Annotated in this window: 15 protein-coding genes; 8 read left to right on the forward strand and 7 right to left on the reverse strand. The window is 71.0% G+C overall.

Going from position 1 to position 17,708, the window contains the following annotated elements:
• Positions 1–3: 3 nt before the first annotated feature.
• A complete protein-coding gene (locus TBR22_RS01145; RefSeq protein ID WP_239491111.1) occupies positions 4–1,377 on the reverse strand; it encodes a sigma-54 dependent transcriptional regulator in 1,374 nt (457 codons plus the stop codon).
• A gap of 391 nt (positions 1,378–1,768) precedes the next feature.
• Between TBR22_RS01145 and TBR22_RS01150 the strand changes: the two genes are divergently transcribed.
• The gene (locus TBR22_RS01150) at positions 1,769–1,921 is read left to right on the forward strand and encodes a hypothetical protein (RefSeq protein ID WP_239491112.1); all 153 of its coding nucleotides are present in this window, start codon (positions 1,769–1,771) and stop codon (positions 1,919–1,921) included.
• A gap of 170 nt (positions 1,922–2,091) precedes the next feature.
• Positions 2,092–2,709 (forward strand): PEP-CTERM sorting domain-containing protein, encoded by a 618-nt coding sequence (locus TBR22_RS01155; protein ID WP_239491113.1) that lies wholly within the window; start codon positions 2,092–2,094, stop codon positions 2,707–2,709.
• A gap of 311 nt (positions 2,710–3,020) precedes the next feature.
• Here the strand turns inward: TBR22_RS01155 and TBR22_RS01160 are convergent, their stop codons facing one another.
• The 5 genes from TBR22_RS01160 to TBR22_RS01180 are packed head-to-tail and all read right to left on the reverse strand — an operon-like array spanning position 3,021 to position 10,668.
• Entirely contained in the window at positions 3,021–4,451 is a 1,431-nt protein-coding gene (locus TBR22_RS01160; RefSeq protein ID WP_239491114.1) for a cell wall metabolism sensor histidine kinase WalK, read from the reverse strand.
• Positions 4,448–5,128 (reverse strand): response regulator transcription factor, encoded by a 681-nt coding sequence (locus TBR22_RS01165; protein WP_239491115.1) that lies wholly within the window; start codon positions 5,126–5,128, stop codon positions 4,448–4,450. The genes TBR22_RS01160 and TBR22_RS01165 overlap by 4 nt, the downstream gene beginning before the upstream one ends.
• A complete protein-coding gene (locus TBR22_RS01170; protein WP_239491116.1) occupies positions 5,103–8,228 on the reverse strand; it encodes an efflux RND transporter permease subunit in 3,126 nt (1,041 codons plus the stop codon). Before TBR22_RS01170 ends, TBR22_RS01165 begins: the two co-directional genes overlap by 26 nt.
• Positions 8,228–9,415 (reverse strand): efflux RND transporter periplasmic adaptor subunit, encoded by a 1,188-nt coding sequence (locus TBR22_RS01175; protein ID WP_239491117.1) that lies wholly within the window; start codon positions 9,413–9,415, stop codon positions 8,228–8,230. The genes TBR22_RS01170 and TBR22_RS01175 overlap by 1 nt, the downstream gene beginning before the upstream one ends.
• Entirely contained in the window at positions 9,412–10,668 is a 1,257-nt protein-coding gene (locus TBR22_RS01180; protein ID WP_239491118.1) for a TolC family protein, read from the reverse strand. The genes TBR22_RS01175 and TBR22_RS01180 overlap by 4 nt, the downstream gene beginning before the upstream one ends.
• Positions 10,669–11,072: 404 nt before the next feature.
• Here TBR22_RS01180 and TBR22_RS01185 point away from each other — a divergent pair, with 404 nt between their 5' ends.
• The 5 genes from TBR22_RS01185 (at position 11,073) to TBR22_RS01205 (ending at position 15,402) form a co-directional block, all read left to right on the forward strand.
• Positions 11,073–11,543 carry a helix-turn-helix domain-containing protein gene (locus TBR22_RS01185; protein WP_239491119.1) on the forward strand — a complete coding sequence of 157 codons (471 nt, stop codon included), beginning with the start codon at positions 11,073–11,075 and terminating at the stop codon, positions 11,541–11,543.
• Between the two features lie 169 nt (positions 11,544–11,712).
• Positions 11,713–11,934 (forward strand): hypothetical protein, encoded by a 222-nt coding sequence (locus tag TBR22_RS01190; protein ID WP_239491120.1) that lies wholly within the window; start codon positions 11,713–11,715, stop codon positions 11,932–11,934.
• Between the two features lie 125 nt (positions 11,935–12,059).
• Entirely contained in the window at positions 12,060–13,058 is a 999-nt protein-coding gene (locus tag TBR22_RS01195) for an SRPBCC family protein (protein WP_239491121.1), read from the forward strand.
• On the forward strand, positions 13,055–14,224 hold the full coding sequence (locus TBR22_RS01200) for a zinc-dependent alcohol dehydrogenase (RefSeq protein ID WP_239491122.1): 1,170 nt from the start codon (positions 13,055–13,057) through the stop codon (positions 14,222–14,224). Before TBR22_RS01195 ends, TBR22_RS01200 begins: the two co-directional genes overlap by 4 nt.
• A gap of 560 nt (positions 14,225–14,784) precedes the next feature.
• The gene (locus tag TBR22_RS01205; RefSeq protein WP_239491123.1) at positions 14,785–15,402 is read left to right on the forward strand and encodes a hypothetical protein; all 618 of its coding nucleotides are present in this window, start codon (positions 14,785–14,787) and stop codon (positions 15,400–15,402) included.
• Between the two features lie 87 nt (positions 15,403–15,489).
• Here the strand turns inward: TBR22_RS01205 and TBR22_RS01210 are convergent, their stop codons facing one another.
• The gene (locus TBR22_RS01210; RefSeq protein WP_239491124.1) at positions 15,490–15,666 is read right to left on the reverse strand and encodes a hypothetical protein; all 177 of its coding nucleotides are present in this window, start codon (positions 15,664–15,666) and stop codon (positions 15,490–15,492) included.
• 396 nt (positions 15,667–16,062) lie between these two features.
• Between TBR22_RS01210 and TBR22_RS01215 the strand changes: the two genes are divergently transcribed.
• Positions 16,063–17,610 (forward strand): Gfo/Idh/MocA family protein, encoded by a 1,548-nt coding sequence (locus TBR22_RS01215; protein ID WP_239491125.1) that lies wholly within the window; start codon positions 16,063–16,065, stop codon positions 17,608–17,610.
• Positions 17,611–17,708 lie beyond the last annotated feature (98 nt).

Consider the following 17,708-nt stretch of genomic DNA (forward strand, 5'->3'; position numbering starts at 1 on the left):
GCCTCAGTTGCCGTGCGCGGCGCTCTGGAGGTCGGCGCCCGTGATCGGCACGCCGAGGCGCGCCGACATGCGGTACAGCGTGCGCCGGTCGATCCCGAGCGCGGCGGCCGTCCGCGTCCGGTTACCGGCGAAGCGCTGGAGCGCGTACACGAGGTAGCGGCGTTCCAGTTCGTCGAGCGTCGGCATGTCGACGAAGGGATGCGCGCCGGCCGGGGTGCCTGCCGGGGCGTCGACGCCGACGTCCCTGGCGTCGACCACGGGGTTGCGGGCGGAGACGACGAGTCGCTCGATCACGTTTTCCAACTCCCTGACATTGCCTGGCCAGTCCAACTGGCGCAGGCGTGCGATGGCGCCGCCCGAGAAGGTGACGACCCGTCCGGCGCGCTGGCTGGCGTCGCGCGAGAAGTGCTCCACGAGCAGGGGAATGTCCTGTCGGCGATCGCGCAGCGGCGGGACGCGGATCAGGAACACGGCGAGGCGGAAGAAGAGGCCCTGGCGGAATCGCGCCGCGGCGATCGCTCCCTCGATGTCTGCGCCGGTGGTCGCGACCACCCGGGCATCGACGGGCACGGGCGCGTCAGCCCCCGCAGCACGCACCGTGCGGTCCTGCAGGACCCGCAGCAGGCGATCCTGCATCCCGAGCGAGAGCTCCGAGACGTTGTCGAGCAGCAGCGTTCCCCCTGCGGCTTGCACGAACGCTCCCGGGGTGTCGCTGGAATCGCCCGAGTTGACACCCGCCACGTGGCCGAACAGCGCCGACGCCGCCTGCGTATCCGAGAGGGCGGCGCAGTTGATCGACAGGAACGGCCCGCTGGCCCGCGGCCCTTCCGCGTGCAGCGCACGCGCGACGCGATGCTTGCCCGATCCGCTCTCGCCGACGATCAGCACGGGCGCGCTGGCCGAGGCCGCCTGCTGGACGTGCCTGCGCAGGTGCAGCGTCGCCGGCGCCCGGCCGAGGAGGCGTTCGTCCAGTGCCGCGGCCGCTGCGGGATGCCCCGTACCGGTCGGCTGTGCGAGCGCCCGATCAACGGCCGCGCGCAGGAGGTGCGGGTCGCAGGGCTTGCCGAGGTAGTCGGCCGCGCCAGCCCGGAAGGCCTCGACGGCGCCATCGAGCGTGCCGGCGCTGCTGATCACGAGGACGCGCGTGTGATCCGAGGCGCGGCGCATGGCATTGATCACGTCGGCCCCGTTCTCGCCCGCGCCGAACACGCACTCGGTGACCACAAGGTCGGGAGGCGCGGACTCGGCCATTCGCGCAAGGGCATCCTGCGCGCTGCTGACTACCTCGATCTCTCGATCGGGGCCTGCCAGCGCGTGGCTCAGGACGACGGCGTTGTCCTGGTCCCCGTCGACGATGAGAACGGTCCGAGTGGACACTGTTCAGCAGCGTACAGAGCCTGATGGCTGAGCAAATGCTGTCCTTGGTCTAGATGGCCTTCACGCCGGATCGAACGTCTGCTCCCCGGGAGACTACAGCCTCAGGTTCGTGTCGCTTTGCCCCGGTCCAGACCTCTGCCGTGTCGCTTGGCGGTGATGTCGGGTGCAGGGGGCCGCTGGCGGGTAGTCATTCGTCATGGCGACTCTCCCAACGAGCGGCCGGGCTTGGTTTCGAACGATGGCGGAGACGGTTCTGTTTTGTGTGGCTAACTTTGGTTAGTATTGCGGAGGCCAGGGTCTCCACGTGTGTGTCATTACCGCGCATCCGGCGCCTGGACCCCTGCGCTCAGGGGCCGAGGGGCGTGTACAGGACGCGCCAGGCGACTCCAAAGTGGGCGTCGATCCCTTTCAGCGGATGAATTTCTACCTCTGGGAGAACTACTCGAGCTCGGCGTTTCTGATGAGCCGGCCGCTGATCATGAAAAATGCGGCCATTTCTCACAAAAACCGCCTTCCGATGGCGCCTGGCATGCCGGATGCATAGGTGAGGGTCACCAAAGGTTGCGCCGTGCGCCTCGGGGGAGGTAGACGGCACTCGTTCTTTGACCCGTCAGGGGCGCAACACGGCAGGCTCCGTCAGCGAAGTGGCTGGCGGGCAGTTTGATTCACGAAGGCAGCGGACCCGCGGGCTCGCTGCACAGGGGAGAAATGGAAATGAAGCTCGCTCGTCTCGTTGCCGCCGCGGCCCTGGTCGCCGGCCTCTCGTTCAGCACGACCGCCCAGGCGGCTCCCATCGTTGGCACGGGCCAGGTGTCGCTCGGCGTCAGTGACTGGACGCCCGCTGGCCTGATCAACACGGGCACGACGTTCCAGTTCAGCTTCTCGCTGCTCGCTGGTACGGGCGGCCCGGGAAGCCAGTTCAGCATCGTTCCCTCGGGGCTCCCGGACGGTCTGGGCGCGAGCTCGGCCATCGTGACCCAGTCGCTCACCGCCACGGTGGGCACCCCGGTGACCTTCGACGCGGCATGGGGTGACTTCAGCGGCGTGGTGACGTTTGCCGGCCTCAACCCCGGCAGCACGTCCACCAACCGCACCGTGTCGGTGTTCGCGCTCGGCACGTTCACGCCTCAGGGGCTCCTGAACACGTTCACGCCGGGCCCGATGAGCCTGAGCTTCTCGGCCACCCAGACCCGCAGCGGTCAGGACGACGAGGAGGGCTCGGTGTCGGCCTCCTACACGATCGCGTCGCCGCCCGCGGTGCCGGAGCCGGCAACGCTGACGCTGCTCGGCCTCGCGCTCGGCTCGGCTGGCTTCCTGCGCCGCCGCCGCTAGTCGGTCGATGATTTGAGGACTGCCGGACACGCCTCCCCGCGTGCCCGGCAGTCGTGTGTCAGGGCGACGGACATCGACGTCCCCGCCCTGAGGGTCTCCGGCCCGCGCAGAGACCTTGCTGGTTCGTGCCTCGGTTGCTTCCGGGATCGCGCACCGGCGACGAAACGTCCGCCGCAGGGCGGCCCCCGCCGTGGCTCCCCCCGCGCGGCCCGCTCTTCCCGGACCACGGACGCCCCTCGCTCCTCACCGAGCGGGGGGCGTTCGTCTTTGCCCCAAGGACGGGAGCGCCGGGAAATGCCTGGCGACGACCGTCACGCGCTCTGGCGCTGACCCGGGACCGTCAGCTCGAAGACGGTCCCGGCCTCGCTCGACGCGCGGACGCGCAGCGTGCCGCCGTGCCATGCGGCGATGGCCCGGCTCAGCGCCAGTCCCAGGCCCGTCCCGCCGGTCCGCCGCGACCGCGACGGTTCCCGCCGGTAGAACCGGTCGAAGACCCGCTCCCACTCCTCGGCCGGGATCCCCGGTCCCGAATCGGCGACCTCGATGCGCACCCTGCCGGCCTCCCATGCGTCGCCCGGGGCCGGCTCGTCGCAGCCGCTGATGCGGACGGTCCCACCGTCGCGGTTGTACTTCACGGCGTTGACGACCACGTTCTCGATCGCCCGGGCCAGCAGCACCGGTTGCCCATAGGCGACCAACTGGTCGAGTCCCTCATGCGCCAGCGTGATGCGGCGGCCCTTCGCCTCGGCTTCCACTCGCGCGCATGCGGCCTCGACCAGCGCCCGCACCGGCACTTCCTCGGCGCGCATGTCGCCGGTGCCCTCCTCGGCTCGCACCAGCAGCATCAACTGCTCCGACATCGTCGCCAGCCCGTCGATCTGGGCCCGAAGGCGCTGCAGGGTCTCGCGGTATTCGTCGCCGGAACGCTCGCGCTTCAGGGCGACGTCGATCTCGCCGGCCATGGCGGTGAGCGGGGTGCGCAGTTCGTGCGAGGCGTCGGCGGCGAACCGGCGATTGCCGTCGATGACGCGGTGCAGCCGCTCCAGCATCTCGTTGAGCAGCCGCGTCATGCGCCCGATCTCGTCGTCGCTGCGCGGCGGGTCGAGGCGCATGTCGATGTCGCCGGTGGCGATGCGGGCCGCCCGCGCCGTGATCTCGTCGATCGGGCCGAGGGCGCGCGAGGCCAGCAGGAACCCGATCCACGCGGTGGCGCCGAGGCCGATGGCCCACACGGCGAGCAGCACGGCAGCCAGCTGCGAGAGCAGGGCGTCGAGCTGGTCGGTGAACACGCCCACCGCGGCGATGTAGGGGGCGCTGGCGTCCTTGATGTGCGCCGTCACGACGCGCCCGCGCCGGCCGTCGAGCGTCACGGTCATCACGCCGTGCTCGTCGCGCGCCGCCCGTGCAAAGGCCTCCTGGTCGAGCACGCGCCGGCCGCGCAGCACCGCCGACTCGAACACGACGGCGCCGCCGAGCGAGTAGTACTGCACGAACTTGCCGGTCGACTCGCCGCCGCCGAGGTCCTCGACGGGCACCTCGTGGAGGTGCAGCGTGCCGCCCGCGTCGGTGGACGAGGCAATCTCGGTCGAGGCCAGGGTGCGCAGGTTGGCGTCCAGGTCGCGCTGCGCGAACGTGCGGACGCCCATGTACACCGCGGTGTTGGCACAGGCCAGCAGCAGGCCGAACGCCGCCGTCCAGCGCAGGGTCAGCCGGGCGCGGAACGACAGGGGGCGGCGGGTCACGACGCCCCGCGGGTCAGCATGTAGCCGAGGCCGCGGATGGTGCGGATCCTGTCGGCGGCGGCCGTGCCGGCGAGCTTGCGACGCAGGTAGCCGACGTACACGTCGGCGAGGTTGGAGCACGGATCGTAGTCGCCGCCCCAGACGTGCTCGGCCAGCTGGTCGCGCGACACGATGGTCCCGGCGCGGCGCATCAGGTACTCGAGCAGGCGGTACTCGGTGGCGGTGAGCGACACGGGCACGCCGTCGACGGCCGCCTGGTGCGCCTCCTGGTCGAGGGTGAGCGGGCCGGCCTGCAGCACCGCCGTCAGGCTGCGGGTCCGTCCCCGGCGGGTGAGCGCGCGCAGGCGCGCCACCACCTCGTCGAAGGCGAACGGCTTGACCAGGTAGTCGTCGGCGCCGGTGTCCAGGCCGCGGACGCGATCGCCGACCGTGTCGCGCGCGGTCACCATCAGGATGGGCGTGTCCAGCCCGTGGGCGCGCAGCCGACGGCACACCTCGAAGCCGTCGAGCACCGGCAGCATCACGTCGAGCAGGATGGCGTCGTAGTCGCCTGTGAGGGCCTGGGCCTCGCCCGCCTCGCCATCCTCGGCCAGGTCCACCAGGTGTTGGTCCTCGCGGAGGCCCTTCACCAGGAAGTGGCTGATCGTGGGGTCATCCTCGACGACGAGCAGTCGCATGGAAGCGGTCCTCGATCATTTCATACACCACCGGCAGCACGATCAGCGTGAGCAGCGTCGAGGTGATGATGCCGCCGATGACCACCGAGGCCAGCGGCCGCTGCACCTCGGCGCCCGCGCCGTGCGACAGCGCCATGGGGACGAACCCCAGCGCGGCGACCAGCGCCGTCATCAGCACCGCCTTCAGCCGCGACTCCGCGCCGCGCAGCACGGCCTCGTGGAGCTGGTGTCCCTCGGCCCGCAACTGGTTGACGGCCGTGACCATCACCACGCCGTTGAGCACGGCGACGCCGAACAGCGCGATGAAGCCCACCGACGCCGAGAGGTTCAGGTTGAGGCCGCGCAGCCACAGCGCGGCGATGCCGCCGACGAGGGCGAACGGCACGTTGAGGATGATCAGCGCCGCCTGGCGCACGTTGTGGAAGGTGACGTAGAGCAGCGCGAAGATGATGGCGAGCGACAGGGGGATCACCAGGGCGAGCCGTGCGGTGGCACGCGCCTGGTTCTCGAACTGTCCGCCCCACCGGACGTAATAGCCGACCGGCAGCTTCACCGCCGTCATCTTCGACTGCGCCTCGGCGACGAAGCTGCCGATGTCGCGCCCGCGCACGTTGCACTGCACGACCAGGCGCCTCTGGCTGTTCTCGTGGCTGATCGCCTCGGGCGTGCTGGTGCGCCTGATCGAGGCCACCCGCGCCAGCGGCACCTTCTCGCCGCCCGGTGCGGTGAGGAGCACGTTGCCGAGCGCCTCCTCGTGGGCGCGGACCGACTCGGGGAACTTGACCACGACCGGGATCCGCTTGGGGCCCTCGAGCACCTCGGTGGCGTCGGTGCCGCCGACCGCCGCCTCGACCACCCGCTGCACGTCCTCGACGTGCAGCCCGTAGCGGGCAATCGCCTGCCTGTCGATCACCATCTCGAGCTGCGACGCGCCGGAGAAGACCTCGACCTGCAGGTCGGCGACGCCGCGGACCCTGGCCAGGACGGCCTCGATCTCGGCCGCCAGCCGCTCGAGCGTGGTGCTGTCCTCGCCGAAGATCTTCACCGCGACGTCGGCCTTGACGCCCGACACGACCTCGTCGAGGCGCATGGCCATCGGCTGCGTGAAGTTGACCGTCACGCCCGGCATCTGGCCGAGCGCCTCCGCCAGGGCCTCGATCAGCGCGTCCTTGTCCCGACCGGTCGTCCACGTGTCCTCCGGATGCAGGTTCACGTAGACGTCGCCCTGGTAGATGCCCATCGCCTCGGTGGCCAGCTCCGGCCGTCCCAGCTTGGTCACCACCTGCGACACCTCGGGGAAGCGCCCGACGATCTGCTCCACCTTGGTGGAGATGCCCACCGACTCCTCGAGCGACACCGACGGCAGCTTGCGCGTCTCGATCAGGATGGCGCCCTCGTCGAGCCTCGGCATGAACTCGGTGCCGATCCACAGCAGCGAGGTGATGGCCGTCGACACGACCACCAGCGCGACGGCGATGGTCCGTGCGCGGTGCCGCATGGCGTCGGCCAGGTGGCGCACGTAGCGGTTGCGCAGGCGCAGGAACCAGGCCTCCTCGTGGTGCGCGCCGGCCATCTTCAGCAGCAGCGACGAGGCGGCCGGCACGGCGGCCAGCGCCAGCAGCAGCGCGCCGAAGATCGCCGAGCACACGGTGATCGCCATCGGCCGGAACATCTTCCCCTCGAGCCCCTCGAGCGTGAAGATCGGCAGGTACACCGCGATGATGATCAGCACCCCGAACAGGATCGGCCGGGCCACCTCGATGGCCGCCGGCGTGAACAGCGCCACTCGCATCCGCGCGGCCTCCTGCCGGTCGCCGGGCATCACCGACTCGGCCTCGGCCCGACGCCTGACGAAGTTCTCCATCATCACGACGGCGCCGTCGACGATCAGGCCGAAGTCGATGGCCCCGAGCGACATCAGGTTGGCCGACACGCCGAACAGCCGCATGCCGATGAAGCCGCACAGCATCGACAGCGGGATCACCGCGGCGACGATCAGCGACGCGCGGACGTCGCGCAGGAAGAAGAACAGCACGGCCACGACCAGCAGCGAGCCTTCCAGCAGGTTCTTGCGGACCGTGTGCGCGGTCCGGTCGATGACCTGCGTCTGGTCGTAGAAGGGCACCACCCGGACGCCGGCCGGCAGCGACTTCTCGATCTCGGCGATGCGCACCTTCGCGCGGTCGCCGACGTCGCGGCCGTTCTCGCCCTTGAGCATGATGACCATGCCGGCGACCGTCTCGCCGCGCCCGTCGCGCGTCACCGCACCCTGGCGTGGCATCGCCCCGGTGCGCACCTCGGCGACGTCGCGCACCAGCACGGGCACGCCGCCGACCGCGGTGATCACCACCGCCTCGATGTCGGCGTGGCCGCGCAGCAGCCCGACGCCGCGCACGGTGGTGCGCTCGGCGCGTCGCTCGATGAAGCCGCCGCTGAACGAGAGGTTGTTGCTCGACAGCGCCTCGATGACCTGAGCGAGCGCGATGCCGTAGCGCTCGAGCCGCTGCGGATCGACGATGACGTGGAACTGCTCGGTGAGGCCGCCCCACGTGTTGATCTCGCTGACGCCCGGCGTCGCCCGCAGCCGGTTGCGGATCGACCAGTCGTGCAGCGTCTTGCGCGCCATCACCGACGCGCCGTCGCCGTCGATCAGGTACTGGTAGATCTCGCCGAACGCCGTGGCGACCGGGCCGAGCGTCGGCTCGGCGCCGGGCGGGATCCGGCTGCGCGCCTCGTTGACCCGCTCGGTCACCAGCTGGCGGGCCAGGTAGACCGGCACCGCGTCCTCGAAGACCACCGTCACCATCGACAGCCCGAACTTCGAGATCGAGCGGACCTCCTCGGCGCCCGGCGTGCCCATCAGCGCCGTCTCCACCGGGTAGGTGATGCGCTGCTCGACCTCGGGCGCGGCCAGGCCTGCCGCCTGCGTGACCACCACCACCTGGTTGTTGGTCAGGTCGGGAAAGGCCTCGACGGGCAGGTCGCGATACGCGTAGATCCCGGTCGCCACCAGCACGATGACGCACACCAGCACGAAGGCGCGCTGCCGCAGCGCCGCCGCGGTGAACCGTTCCACCAGTCCCATGCCGCCGGTCGTCATCACTCGCCTTCCGGGGACGCGAGCAGCTGCGACTTCAGCAGGAAGGCGCCGCGCGTGACGACACGTTCGCCTGCGGCCAGGCCCCGCCGGATCTCCACCCGGCCGTCGCGCTCGGCGCCGGTCTCGACCTCGCGGGGCACGTACCGCCCCTCGGACGCCGGCACGAACACCACGCGACGCTCCCCGAGGTCCTGCACCGCGTCGACGGGCACGTGCACCATCGGCGGCGGCGCCACGCCCTCGAGTTGCACCCGCGCGAACATCCCCGGCTTGAGCCGGCCGTCGCTGTTGGCCACCCGACACCGCACGACCACGCGCCGCGTCGCGGGGTTGATCGTGTCGCCGATGAGGGTGACCGTCGCCGGGAAGCGATCGGTCGGGTACGCCGAGACCGCCACCTGCACCGGCGCCCCCACCGTGACGCGCGCCAGCACGGCCTCGTCCACCTCGACCAGCACCCAGAGCGTGGACGTGTCGCTCACCACGAACAGCGGCGTGCCCGGGGTCACCGCCGTGCCGGTGGTGACGAAGCGTTCCAGCACGACGCCTGCCTGCGGCGTGCGCACCGGGATGATCTCGGCCGCCGCTGCGGTCTCGGTGGTGGGGATGCCGAGGTGCTCCAGCGACTCGCTGGCGCGACGGACCTCCGCCTGCGCCATCGCGAGTTGTTCGGTGGCTGCGGCGCGCGCGGCGCGCGCCCGCTCGAGTTCCAGCGTCGAGGCGGCCTTGTCGGCCAGCAGCCGCTCGGTGCGGGCCAGCGCGTCGGAGGCGTACGCCAGTTCCTGCTCGACGCGTCTCCGGTCGGCGAGCGCCTTGCGGTAGTCGCCCCAGCCGTCGTGCACCTGGTGACTGTGCAGGCCGGCCAGGACGGCGCCCTGCCGCACCCGGTCACCGACGTTGGCGCGGGCATCGGCCACCACGCCCTCGACCAGCGCGCCGACGCGGGCCGTGCGCGTGTCGTCGAGCGCGATCGTACCGACCGCCTCCAGCGCAGCGCCGATCGCCTCGGCCTTGACGGCCTCCACGGTGACGCCCGCGAGCTGCTGCGAGGTCTTCGACAGCACCACGGCATCCGGTGGCGCGGCCGGCGCGGCGGCCTGTTCCTGGGGCGCGCCGGAACACGCCACGCCCGCCGTCACGGCGAGCAGGGCGGCGCGGACGCGGGCGCTGGAGAACACGACGGTCATGGCAGGGGATCCTCTCCGAGCGCCAGGCGGGCGCGGATGGCGGCGGCGGCGGCATCGAGCTGCACCGCCAGGGCCTCACGCTGGGTGTCGAGATAGACGCGGTCGGCGTCGACGAGCGCGAGCGCGTCGCCGGTGCCCTCGCGGAACGCCGCGCGCGCCGCCCGCTGCGCGACGACGGCGGGCTCGACCAGTTCGGTGGCCACCCGCGTCGCCTGCTCGCCGAGCACGCGCGCGGCGAGCAGGGCCTGCTCCACGTCGGCCCGGCCCGCGGCGCGGGCCTGTTCGAGGGCCAGCGTCGCCGCGGTCACCTCGGCCTCGGCGCGCAGGCGCGCCGGCGTGTTGCGCAGGCCCACCGGAAGGTCGATCGAGATGCCGGCGGTGCCGGTGTTGAAGCCCGACGTGCGCTTGTAGCCACCAGTGGCGGCAAATGCCGTCGAGCCCAGCGCCCGCTCCGCGGCAGCATTGGTCTTGCGGTCCTCGAGCCATGCGGCGGCCGCGCGCACGTCGGCGCGCTGCTCGACGGCGGCCGCCACGTCGGTGGCGACGACCGGCGGCACCGGCGGCACCACGACGCGCTCGGCCAGGCCGGCGCCCTCCTGCCCGATGAGCACCCCCAGGGCGAGCGCCCGTTGTCGCAGATCCAGGTCGGCGCGCACGTGCGCGACCCGCGTCCGTGCCTGCTCGGCCTCGAGCTTGCGCAGGTCGCCTTCCGGCGCGACGCCTTCGGCGACGCGACGCCTGACCAGGACCACGACTTCCTCGATGGCGCGTTCGTGCACCGCCAGCAGGCCCGCCGCCTGTCGCGCGCGCGCGACCGCCAGGTAGGCCTCCACCACCGCCACGTCGGCGCCACGGCGTTGGGCATCCACTTCGCGCGTCAGGTAGTCGCGCGAGGCCTGCGCGGCGGCGATCCGCGTCGACCGGCGGGCGCCGACGTCGAGCGGTTGCGTGAACCACGCAAAGGCGTCGTGCTGCAGGTCCTGTGGCCCCAGGTTCTCGATCGAGAGATCGACCGTCGGGTTGCGCCAGCGGCGCGAGGCCTGGGCGACGTCCGATTCCGCCGTGGCTCGCGCCTGCGCCGCCCGCACGGCGGGCGCATGGCCGCGCGCGAGGGCGACGGCCTGGGCGAGGGTGAAGGGCTCAATTGCCGGTGGCGAAGTCGGCGGGGGCGTGGCCGGCACCACCTGGCCTGCGGCGATCGCCGGCAGGGACAGGCAGGCCAGCAGCACGGCGGGCGCCATGCGCAGGTCCATCACCGCCCCACTCTTGCAGAGCGGTGTGAGACGCGCATGAGAAGAGGCGCCTGCGCCTGCACGCGACGCTCCGTAAGTGCAATCACCGATGGATGCAGGGACTTCGCGAGCAGTGGAGTCATTTGCTGTCTTAAGTCAGGGTCGTTGACGCTGGTCCGGCGACACCGCGGGCAGAACGCCCCGATTGTCGGGCCTCTTCTCGGGTGGCCGAGTGATTGCCGGCAATTTTCCCACGCACGGTTGAGTCTTTTGGGTTATCAATGTGTTGCAAATCCATGAACGGGCGCTGATCCCGACTCCCCGCCTCCCGTTCGACGCGTTCGCCGCCGCACGGCGAGCGCCGGGACGGGCCACTCGCCCGGACGCCAACGGCTTTGCCACCGCCCATGGAGGAAGCCAGTTACGTGTCCGTCACTCCGAAGGTGCCAATCGTCCTGAGCGAGTACCAACGGGATCAGTTGATCCGCTGGGTCTCGTCTCCCGGTACTCCCGCCCGCGTCGTCCGCCGCAGCCGGATCATCCTGCAACTGGCCTCCGGCTATTCCGTGCACCGCGCCTCCCAGGTCCTGAACATCAGCGAGCCGACCATCCGGCTCTGGCGTGACCGCTTCCGCTTCGGCGGGATCGAGGCCCTCACCACCGACGCGCCGCGCCCCGGCAGGCCTCGTCGGGCCCGTGATCAGGCGCGCGAACTGATCGCCCAGCGCCTGGCCGCCGTACCTCCGGGAACGTCCCTCAGCGTGCGTGCCCTCGCGCGCGATACCGGCCTCGGGCGCCACCTCGTGCAGCAGGTGCTCCTCGACATGGGCGTGTCGCCGAACGTGTCGAAGGCCTCTCCCACGGCCGGCGGGGATGGCGGCCCCTCCCGGTCCTGAGCGCTCCGCGCCACTGCCGGCGGCCCTCCCCCGCCAGCACTCCTCCGGACTTTCCCCCTCAGCGTTTCCCGCGCGTCGTCGAGTTCACGGCCCCGTCGAGCGTCGGCTCTGCCGTGCCCGTGCAGGACCAGGTTGACGCACCCACCGGGCCTCGCCGATCGTCGTGGACATGATCACGTCAGTGATGCGCGTCGGCGACACCGCAGCCATCGGCCTCGACGACCTGCTGCTCGATCTGTCCGGCTTGAAGATCGGCGATGCGGTGCGCGTGCAGTGGAGCGAGGAGGGGACGCTCGTGGTGACGCCGCTCGGGCGACCCGCGAGCCGGCAGGAACTGGCCGCCAGCATCAGGCGCGTCTCCAGGGCCGCCGAGTCGGCACCTGACGCCTGAGCCGCGCTCGCTCGAGGAGCGCGCGGCTGGGTATTCCCGGAGCGTCCGGGATCCACCCTTGCAGTCATCGCTCGCGGGTGTCCGGTGCGGGTGGTCCGCACGTCGAGCGCCCGTGGAGCAGACCCATGCAAACGTACGCGCAGGCGCGTCATTCGCACGAGCGACTGGCCGCCGGACTCGGCTGGTTCAGTCTCGCGCTGGGAACCGCCGAACTCGCCGCGCCCCGCACGGTGGCGCGACTCATCGGCATCCCGGACGATCCACGGCTCGTCAACGTCCTGCGCGCCTTCGGGGCCCGCGAGATCGCGAGTGGCCTCGGCATGCTCGCTCAACCTCGCCAGGCCGGCTGGGCGTGGTCCCGCGTCGGTGGGGATGCGATCGACCTCGCGTTCCTCGGGTCGGCGGCCAACGAGGACTCGGCCGATCGATCGCGCGTCGCCCTCGCGGCGGCTGCCGTCGCGGGCGTGACGGCCCTCGACATCATCTGCGCGCGGACCCTCGCCGACGATGCGAGCTGGGCGATGCCCGCCTCGACCGACAGGGCGCGCCGCGCGACGCACGTCTTCGTCGACCAGGCCGTGACCGTGAAGCGCCCCATCGACGAGGTGTTCGCCTTCTGGAAGGACTACGGGAACCTGCCGCGGTTCATGCGTCACCTGACGTCTGTCGAGACACTCGCCGAGGGGCGGACCCGCTGGACCGCGACGGGCCCGGCGGGCATCGCCGTGTCGTGGGATGCCGAGACCGTGGCCGAAGAGGCGCCGCATCGTATCGCCTGGCGTTCGCTCGAGAATGCCGACGTCCACAACCACGGCGAGGTGCGCTTCACGCGCGCGGCAGCCGATCGCGGCACCGAGGTGCACGTGCACCTCGAGTACAAGCCGCCAGCCGGCTCGCTGGGCCGCGGCATCGCGTGGCTCTTCGGCGAGGAACCGCGACAGCAGGTGAAGGAGGATCTGCGGCGCTTCAAGCAGCTGATGGAGACCGGCGAGATCCCGCTGGCGGAGGGCTCGGGCCTGCGCGCGGCGCAGCCCGCCTCCGACGTGCAGGAGATCGGCGCGCTGGCCGGCGTGTCGCCAGAACTGGTCGGCGCCGGTGCGCGACTGGAAGGAGGTCACGCATGAAGGCCGCCTGCTGGCACGGACGCCAGGACATCCACGTCGAGCACGTCGCCGACCCGAAGATCCTCAACCCGCGCGACGCGATCATCCGGATCACGCGCACGGCCATCTGCGGCTCGGACCTGCACCTGTACAACGGCTTCATCCCGGCGATGAAGAAGGGCGACATCGTCGGCCACGAGTTCATGGGGGAGGTCGTCGAGACGGGCAGCGGCGTCGGCACGCTTCGCAAGGGCGATCGCGTCGTCGTGCCGTTCCCGATCGCGTGCGGGCACTGCGAGCCGTGCACGCGCGAGAAGTACTCGCTGTGCGAGAACTCGAACCCCAACGCGTGGATGGGCGAGCAGATGTACGGCTACACGCCGTGTGGCATCTTCGGGTACTCGCACATCATGGGCGGCTACCCGGGCGGGCAGGCCGAGTATGCCCGCGTGCCGTTTGCCGACGTCGGGCCGCTGAAGGTGCCCGATGAACTGACCGACGAGCAGGTGCTGTTCCTGTCCGACATCTTTCCCACGGGCTTCATGGCGGCCGAGGCGTGCGGCATCGCGCCGGGCGACGTGGTGGCCGTGTGGGGCTGCGGGCCGGTCGGGCAGTTCGCGATCAAGAGCGCCTACATGCTGGGCGCCTCGAAGGTCATCGCCATCGACAGGTTCCCGTATCGGCTCCGAATCGCCGCCGAGAAGGCGGGCGCCGAGGTGATCAACTACGAGGAAGTGTCGGTGCCGGAGGCCTTGCGCGAGATGACGGCCGGCCGCGGACCGGATCACTGCATCGACGCGGTCGGCCTCGAGGGCCACGCCCCCGGCCTCAAGGGCGCCTACGACAAGGCCAAGACCCTGATGATGATGGAGACCGATCGCCCGGTCGCGTTGCGCGAGGCGATCATGAACTGTCGCAGCGGCGGGACGATCTCGGTGGCCGGCGTGTACGGCGGCTTCATCGACAAGTTCCCGATGGGCGCCATCGTCAACCGTGCGCTGACCATCAAGTCCGGCCAGACGCACGTGCATCGCTACATGCGTCCGCTGCTCGAGCGCATCCGGAGCGGCGAGATCGACCCGACCTTCATCATCACGCACCGCCTGTCGCTCGACGACGTCTCGGAGGGCTACCGGACGTTCTCGATGAAGGAAGACGAGTGCCTGAAGGTGGTGATGACCCCGTGAGCCTCGGCACCGCGGCGGCAGGACCCGACGGGCCTGCCGACCGCGCCTGATGTCAGCGCCGAGCCCGCCAGTGGTTCCCCAGACGACGGCGATGTCGACGTCACCCCGTGCGACCGCGGTGCCCACCGCGGCCGGCGGGTCGGCGTCGCGGTATGCGCAGCCGGCGCAGGCGCGGATTGTCCAGGTGGCCCACCTGGTCGGCGCCGATGCCAGCACGGCTCACGAACTGCCATCCAGCTCAACCGTGAGCGCCGCCTGAGGCGCCACGAAGCGTCGGGATGCGAGACGGTGTGTCTCATCAATGAACACACCTGGCCTCGTCGGACCCCCGCCAAACGCACCGTCCGTCGCTCGGGCTCGCCAAGCCGGGCGGCACACAGCCCCGACCAGGGTGTCCCACGTCGGAGCCGACGGCAGCCTGATCGACCCCCGCTCCGCGTCGATCTGGGCCAGCTGCGCCATATGGCAGGAAAGCTGCAAGCAGGGTGCCCGTCGTGATGCGAACATCTGCTCCCGCGTCGGCCCAACGCCGTGCCTATCTTCGAACCGTCAGCCTCGGTGTGCCCGGCCTCCTCCTCACGGGGTGGGCGCCGGCGGCGGCCGCGTTACGGTCGGTGAGCATCGCCCTGCCCAGGGAAGTCGGTCCCGTCTCGGACGCCTTGCGCGCCGGCGTGGAACTCGGTCTCCACGACGTGACCGAGGCGGCACGGCTCCTCGGCGTGCGGCTCCGGGTGCACCGGGATGGCGCGGCTGCCGATGCCGATGACGCGGTGTTCGTGGTGATGAAGGACGCCGACGGCCCCGACGGCTGGACGGACGGGCCGGCCTGGCCGGCACGCATCCACACCTGCCGCCTCACGCACTGGCGCGCCGGCGCCTGGTCGGTGGCCTCGTCCTCGCGGCCGGGGGCCGCCTCGTGCGACTGGCGCCATGACCTGAGGGTCGACGGTGCCGCCTCGCTCAACGAGCGCTTCGCGCGTCGGGCCGGCTTCCCGATGGACGAGCGCGCATGGCGCGGCTGGATGGCCGTGAAGGTGGCCTTCGACGTCGCGCTGCGGGCAGCCGCGGGCGAGCACGACGTTCGGGCATTGCGCTTCGACGGCCACAAGGGGCAGTCCTTGCGCTTCGGCGAGGACGGGCACCTGGAGCAGCCGACCTACGACGCCGTTCGCGCGTGATGCCGGGGAGACTGGCAGCCGGGTGATGCCGAACGCCGCGCCCCCCGGGAGCGCGGCGTTCGTGTCTGCGTCGGTCAGGGCGCGGCGTTACGGCACCCAGGGAGCGAGCGTCAGCGCGAATCGGAAGGCGTAATTGCTGGCGGTGTACCGCTGGAACGTCACGCCGTCGCCCACGAGCGTCAGGGTGGTGAGGTCGCGCGACACGTACGCCTCGCCGGAGGCGTCGGTCACGATTGCGTACGTGCCCTGCGAGAAGCCGCTCACGGTCAGCGCCGTCGGGGTCGGCGCCCTCGCGATCGAGGAACAGGAGCACCCGCTCACCCGGCTGCATGGTCGGCGCGCCAGAGTAGGTCATCGCCAACTCGCGGTCGAGACGATGCGAGACAGGGCAGCGGCCATGGCAAGGCCCAGGACCAGGTGACGCATGGTTCCCCCTCCTTCGCGGCGACACGCCGAGGAACGAACACAATCCGCCCGGTAGAGGCGGCTCGAATTGGATGCGTTCGAGCCTGGCTGCGGGCGGGCAGCGCCGTCAATCGGGCAGGCGCCGGCCGTGGGTGGTCAGTCCACGGTATCCACCTGCCAGCCGCCGGCAGTAAGCTAGGCGGCAACGCCTTAGATCCGGGCGCGCGTCGCGCGCCGCACCCAGGAGTTCTCCGCATGAGTGATCAGCGAAAGACCGACCAACAAGGCTTGCCGCGTCGCGACTTCGTCCGCGCCGCTGGCATGGCCGCTGCCGGCCTGACCATCGTCCCGCGCCATGTGCTCGGCAAGGGGCAGACGGCGCCGAGCGACCTCGTGAACGTCGCCGGCGTCGGCGTCGGCGGCATGGGCCGGTCGAACATGACCCAACTCGCCGGCCAGAACATCGTCGCGCTGTGCGACGTGGACTGGGGCTACGCGCAGAAGGGCTTCGACGCGCTGCCGCAGCAGATCGCGCTGGCCGAGAAGCGCCTTGCCGAGGCGACCACCGGCACGCCGGAGCAGCGCCAGCGGGCGCAGGCCACCATCGACCTGCAGAAGCAGCTCTCGGCCAAGCAGGCCAAGGCCGCCAGGTACGTCGACTACCGCGAGATGCTCGAGAAGCAGAAGGACATCGACGCGGTGGTGATCGCCACGCCCGATCACACGCATGCGGTGATCGCGACGGCGGCGATGAGCCTCGGCAAGCACGTGTACGTGCAGAAGCCGCTGGCCTGGTCGGTGGAGGAGTGCCGCGCGCTCGGCAAGAAGGCCGCCGACAACCCGAAGCTCGTCACCCAGATGGGCAACCAGGGCCACTCGACCGACGACGCGCGGCTGGTGAACGAGTACATCCAGTCGGGCACCATCGGCGAGGTCCGCGAGGTGCACATCTGGACCAACCGCCCGCTCGCGTACTGGCCGCAGGGCATCCCGCGTCCCGAGCCGTCGAAGCTGACGGCGTCGCCCGACGCCAGCCAGCCGTACAACCTGCGGTTCGTGATGGACAAGCTCGCGGGCACGCTCGACGCCGGCACGCATCCCGTTCCCGACAAGCTCAATTGGGACCTGTTCCTCGGACCCGCCCCGCAGGTGCCGTATCACCCGGTCTATCACCCGTTCAACTGGCGCGGCTGGACCGACTGGGGCGTCGGCGCGATCGGCGACATGGGCGCGCACCTGATCGACCACGCGTACTGGGCCCTCGAACTCGGGTATCCGACGACGATCGAGACGCAGTCGACGCCGTACAACAAGGCCACCTACCCGATGGCCACCACCACCTACTACGACTTCCCGGCGCGTGGCTCGATGCCGGCCGTCAAGGTCACGTGGTACGACGGCGGCCTGCTGCCGCCCAAGCCCGAGGAGATCGGCGCCGAGGAGCTCGACAAGGGTGGTGGCGTGCTCTATGTGGGCAGCAAGGGCAAGCTGATTCACGAGACCTACGGCGCGCGCCCGCGCCTGCTCGGTGCGGCAGCCAACGCGCCCAAGCCGCCGCAGAAGTTCAAGCGCATCCCGACGACGCACGAGATCAACTGGATCGACGCGATCCGCGGCCGCCAGGAAGCCTCGTCGCCGTTCTCCTACGCGGCGCGCCTGACCGAGGTGATGCTGCTCGGAGTGGTGGCCCTCAACGCGGGCAAGAAGATCCAGTACGACGCGGCGAACATGAAGATCGCCAATGCGCCGGACGCGGAGCAGTTCCTGCGCCGGCAGTGGCGGGCCGGCTGGAAGCTGACGTAGAGGGCAATGGTAGGGCGCGAGTATGAAGTGGCTGGCCGGGTCAAGGGCAGATCAGTCCCGTCGCGGGGGCGCAGGCCCCCGCGCGGGGGGATACATCG

This window comes from Luteitalea sp. TBR-22 (assembly GCF_016865485.1).
In the GTDB taxonomy this organism is placed as follows: Bacteria; Acidobacteriota; Vicinamibacteria; order Vicinamibacterales; family Vicinamibacteraceae; genus Luteitalea.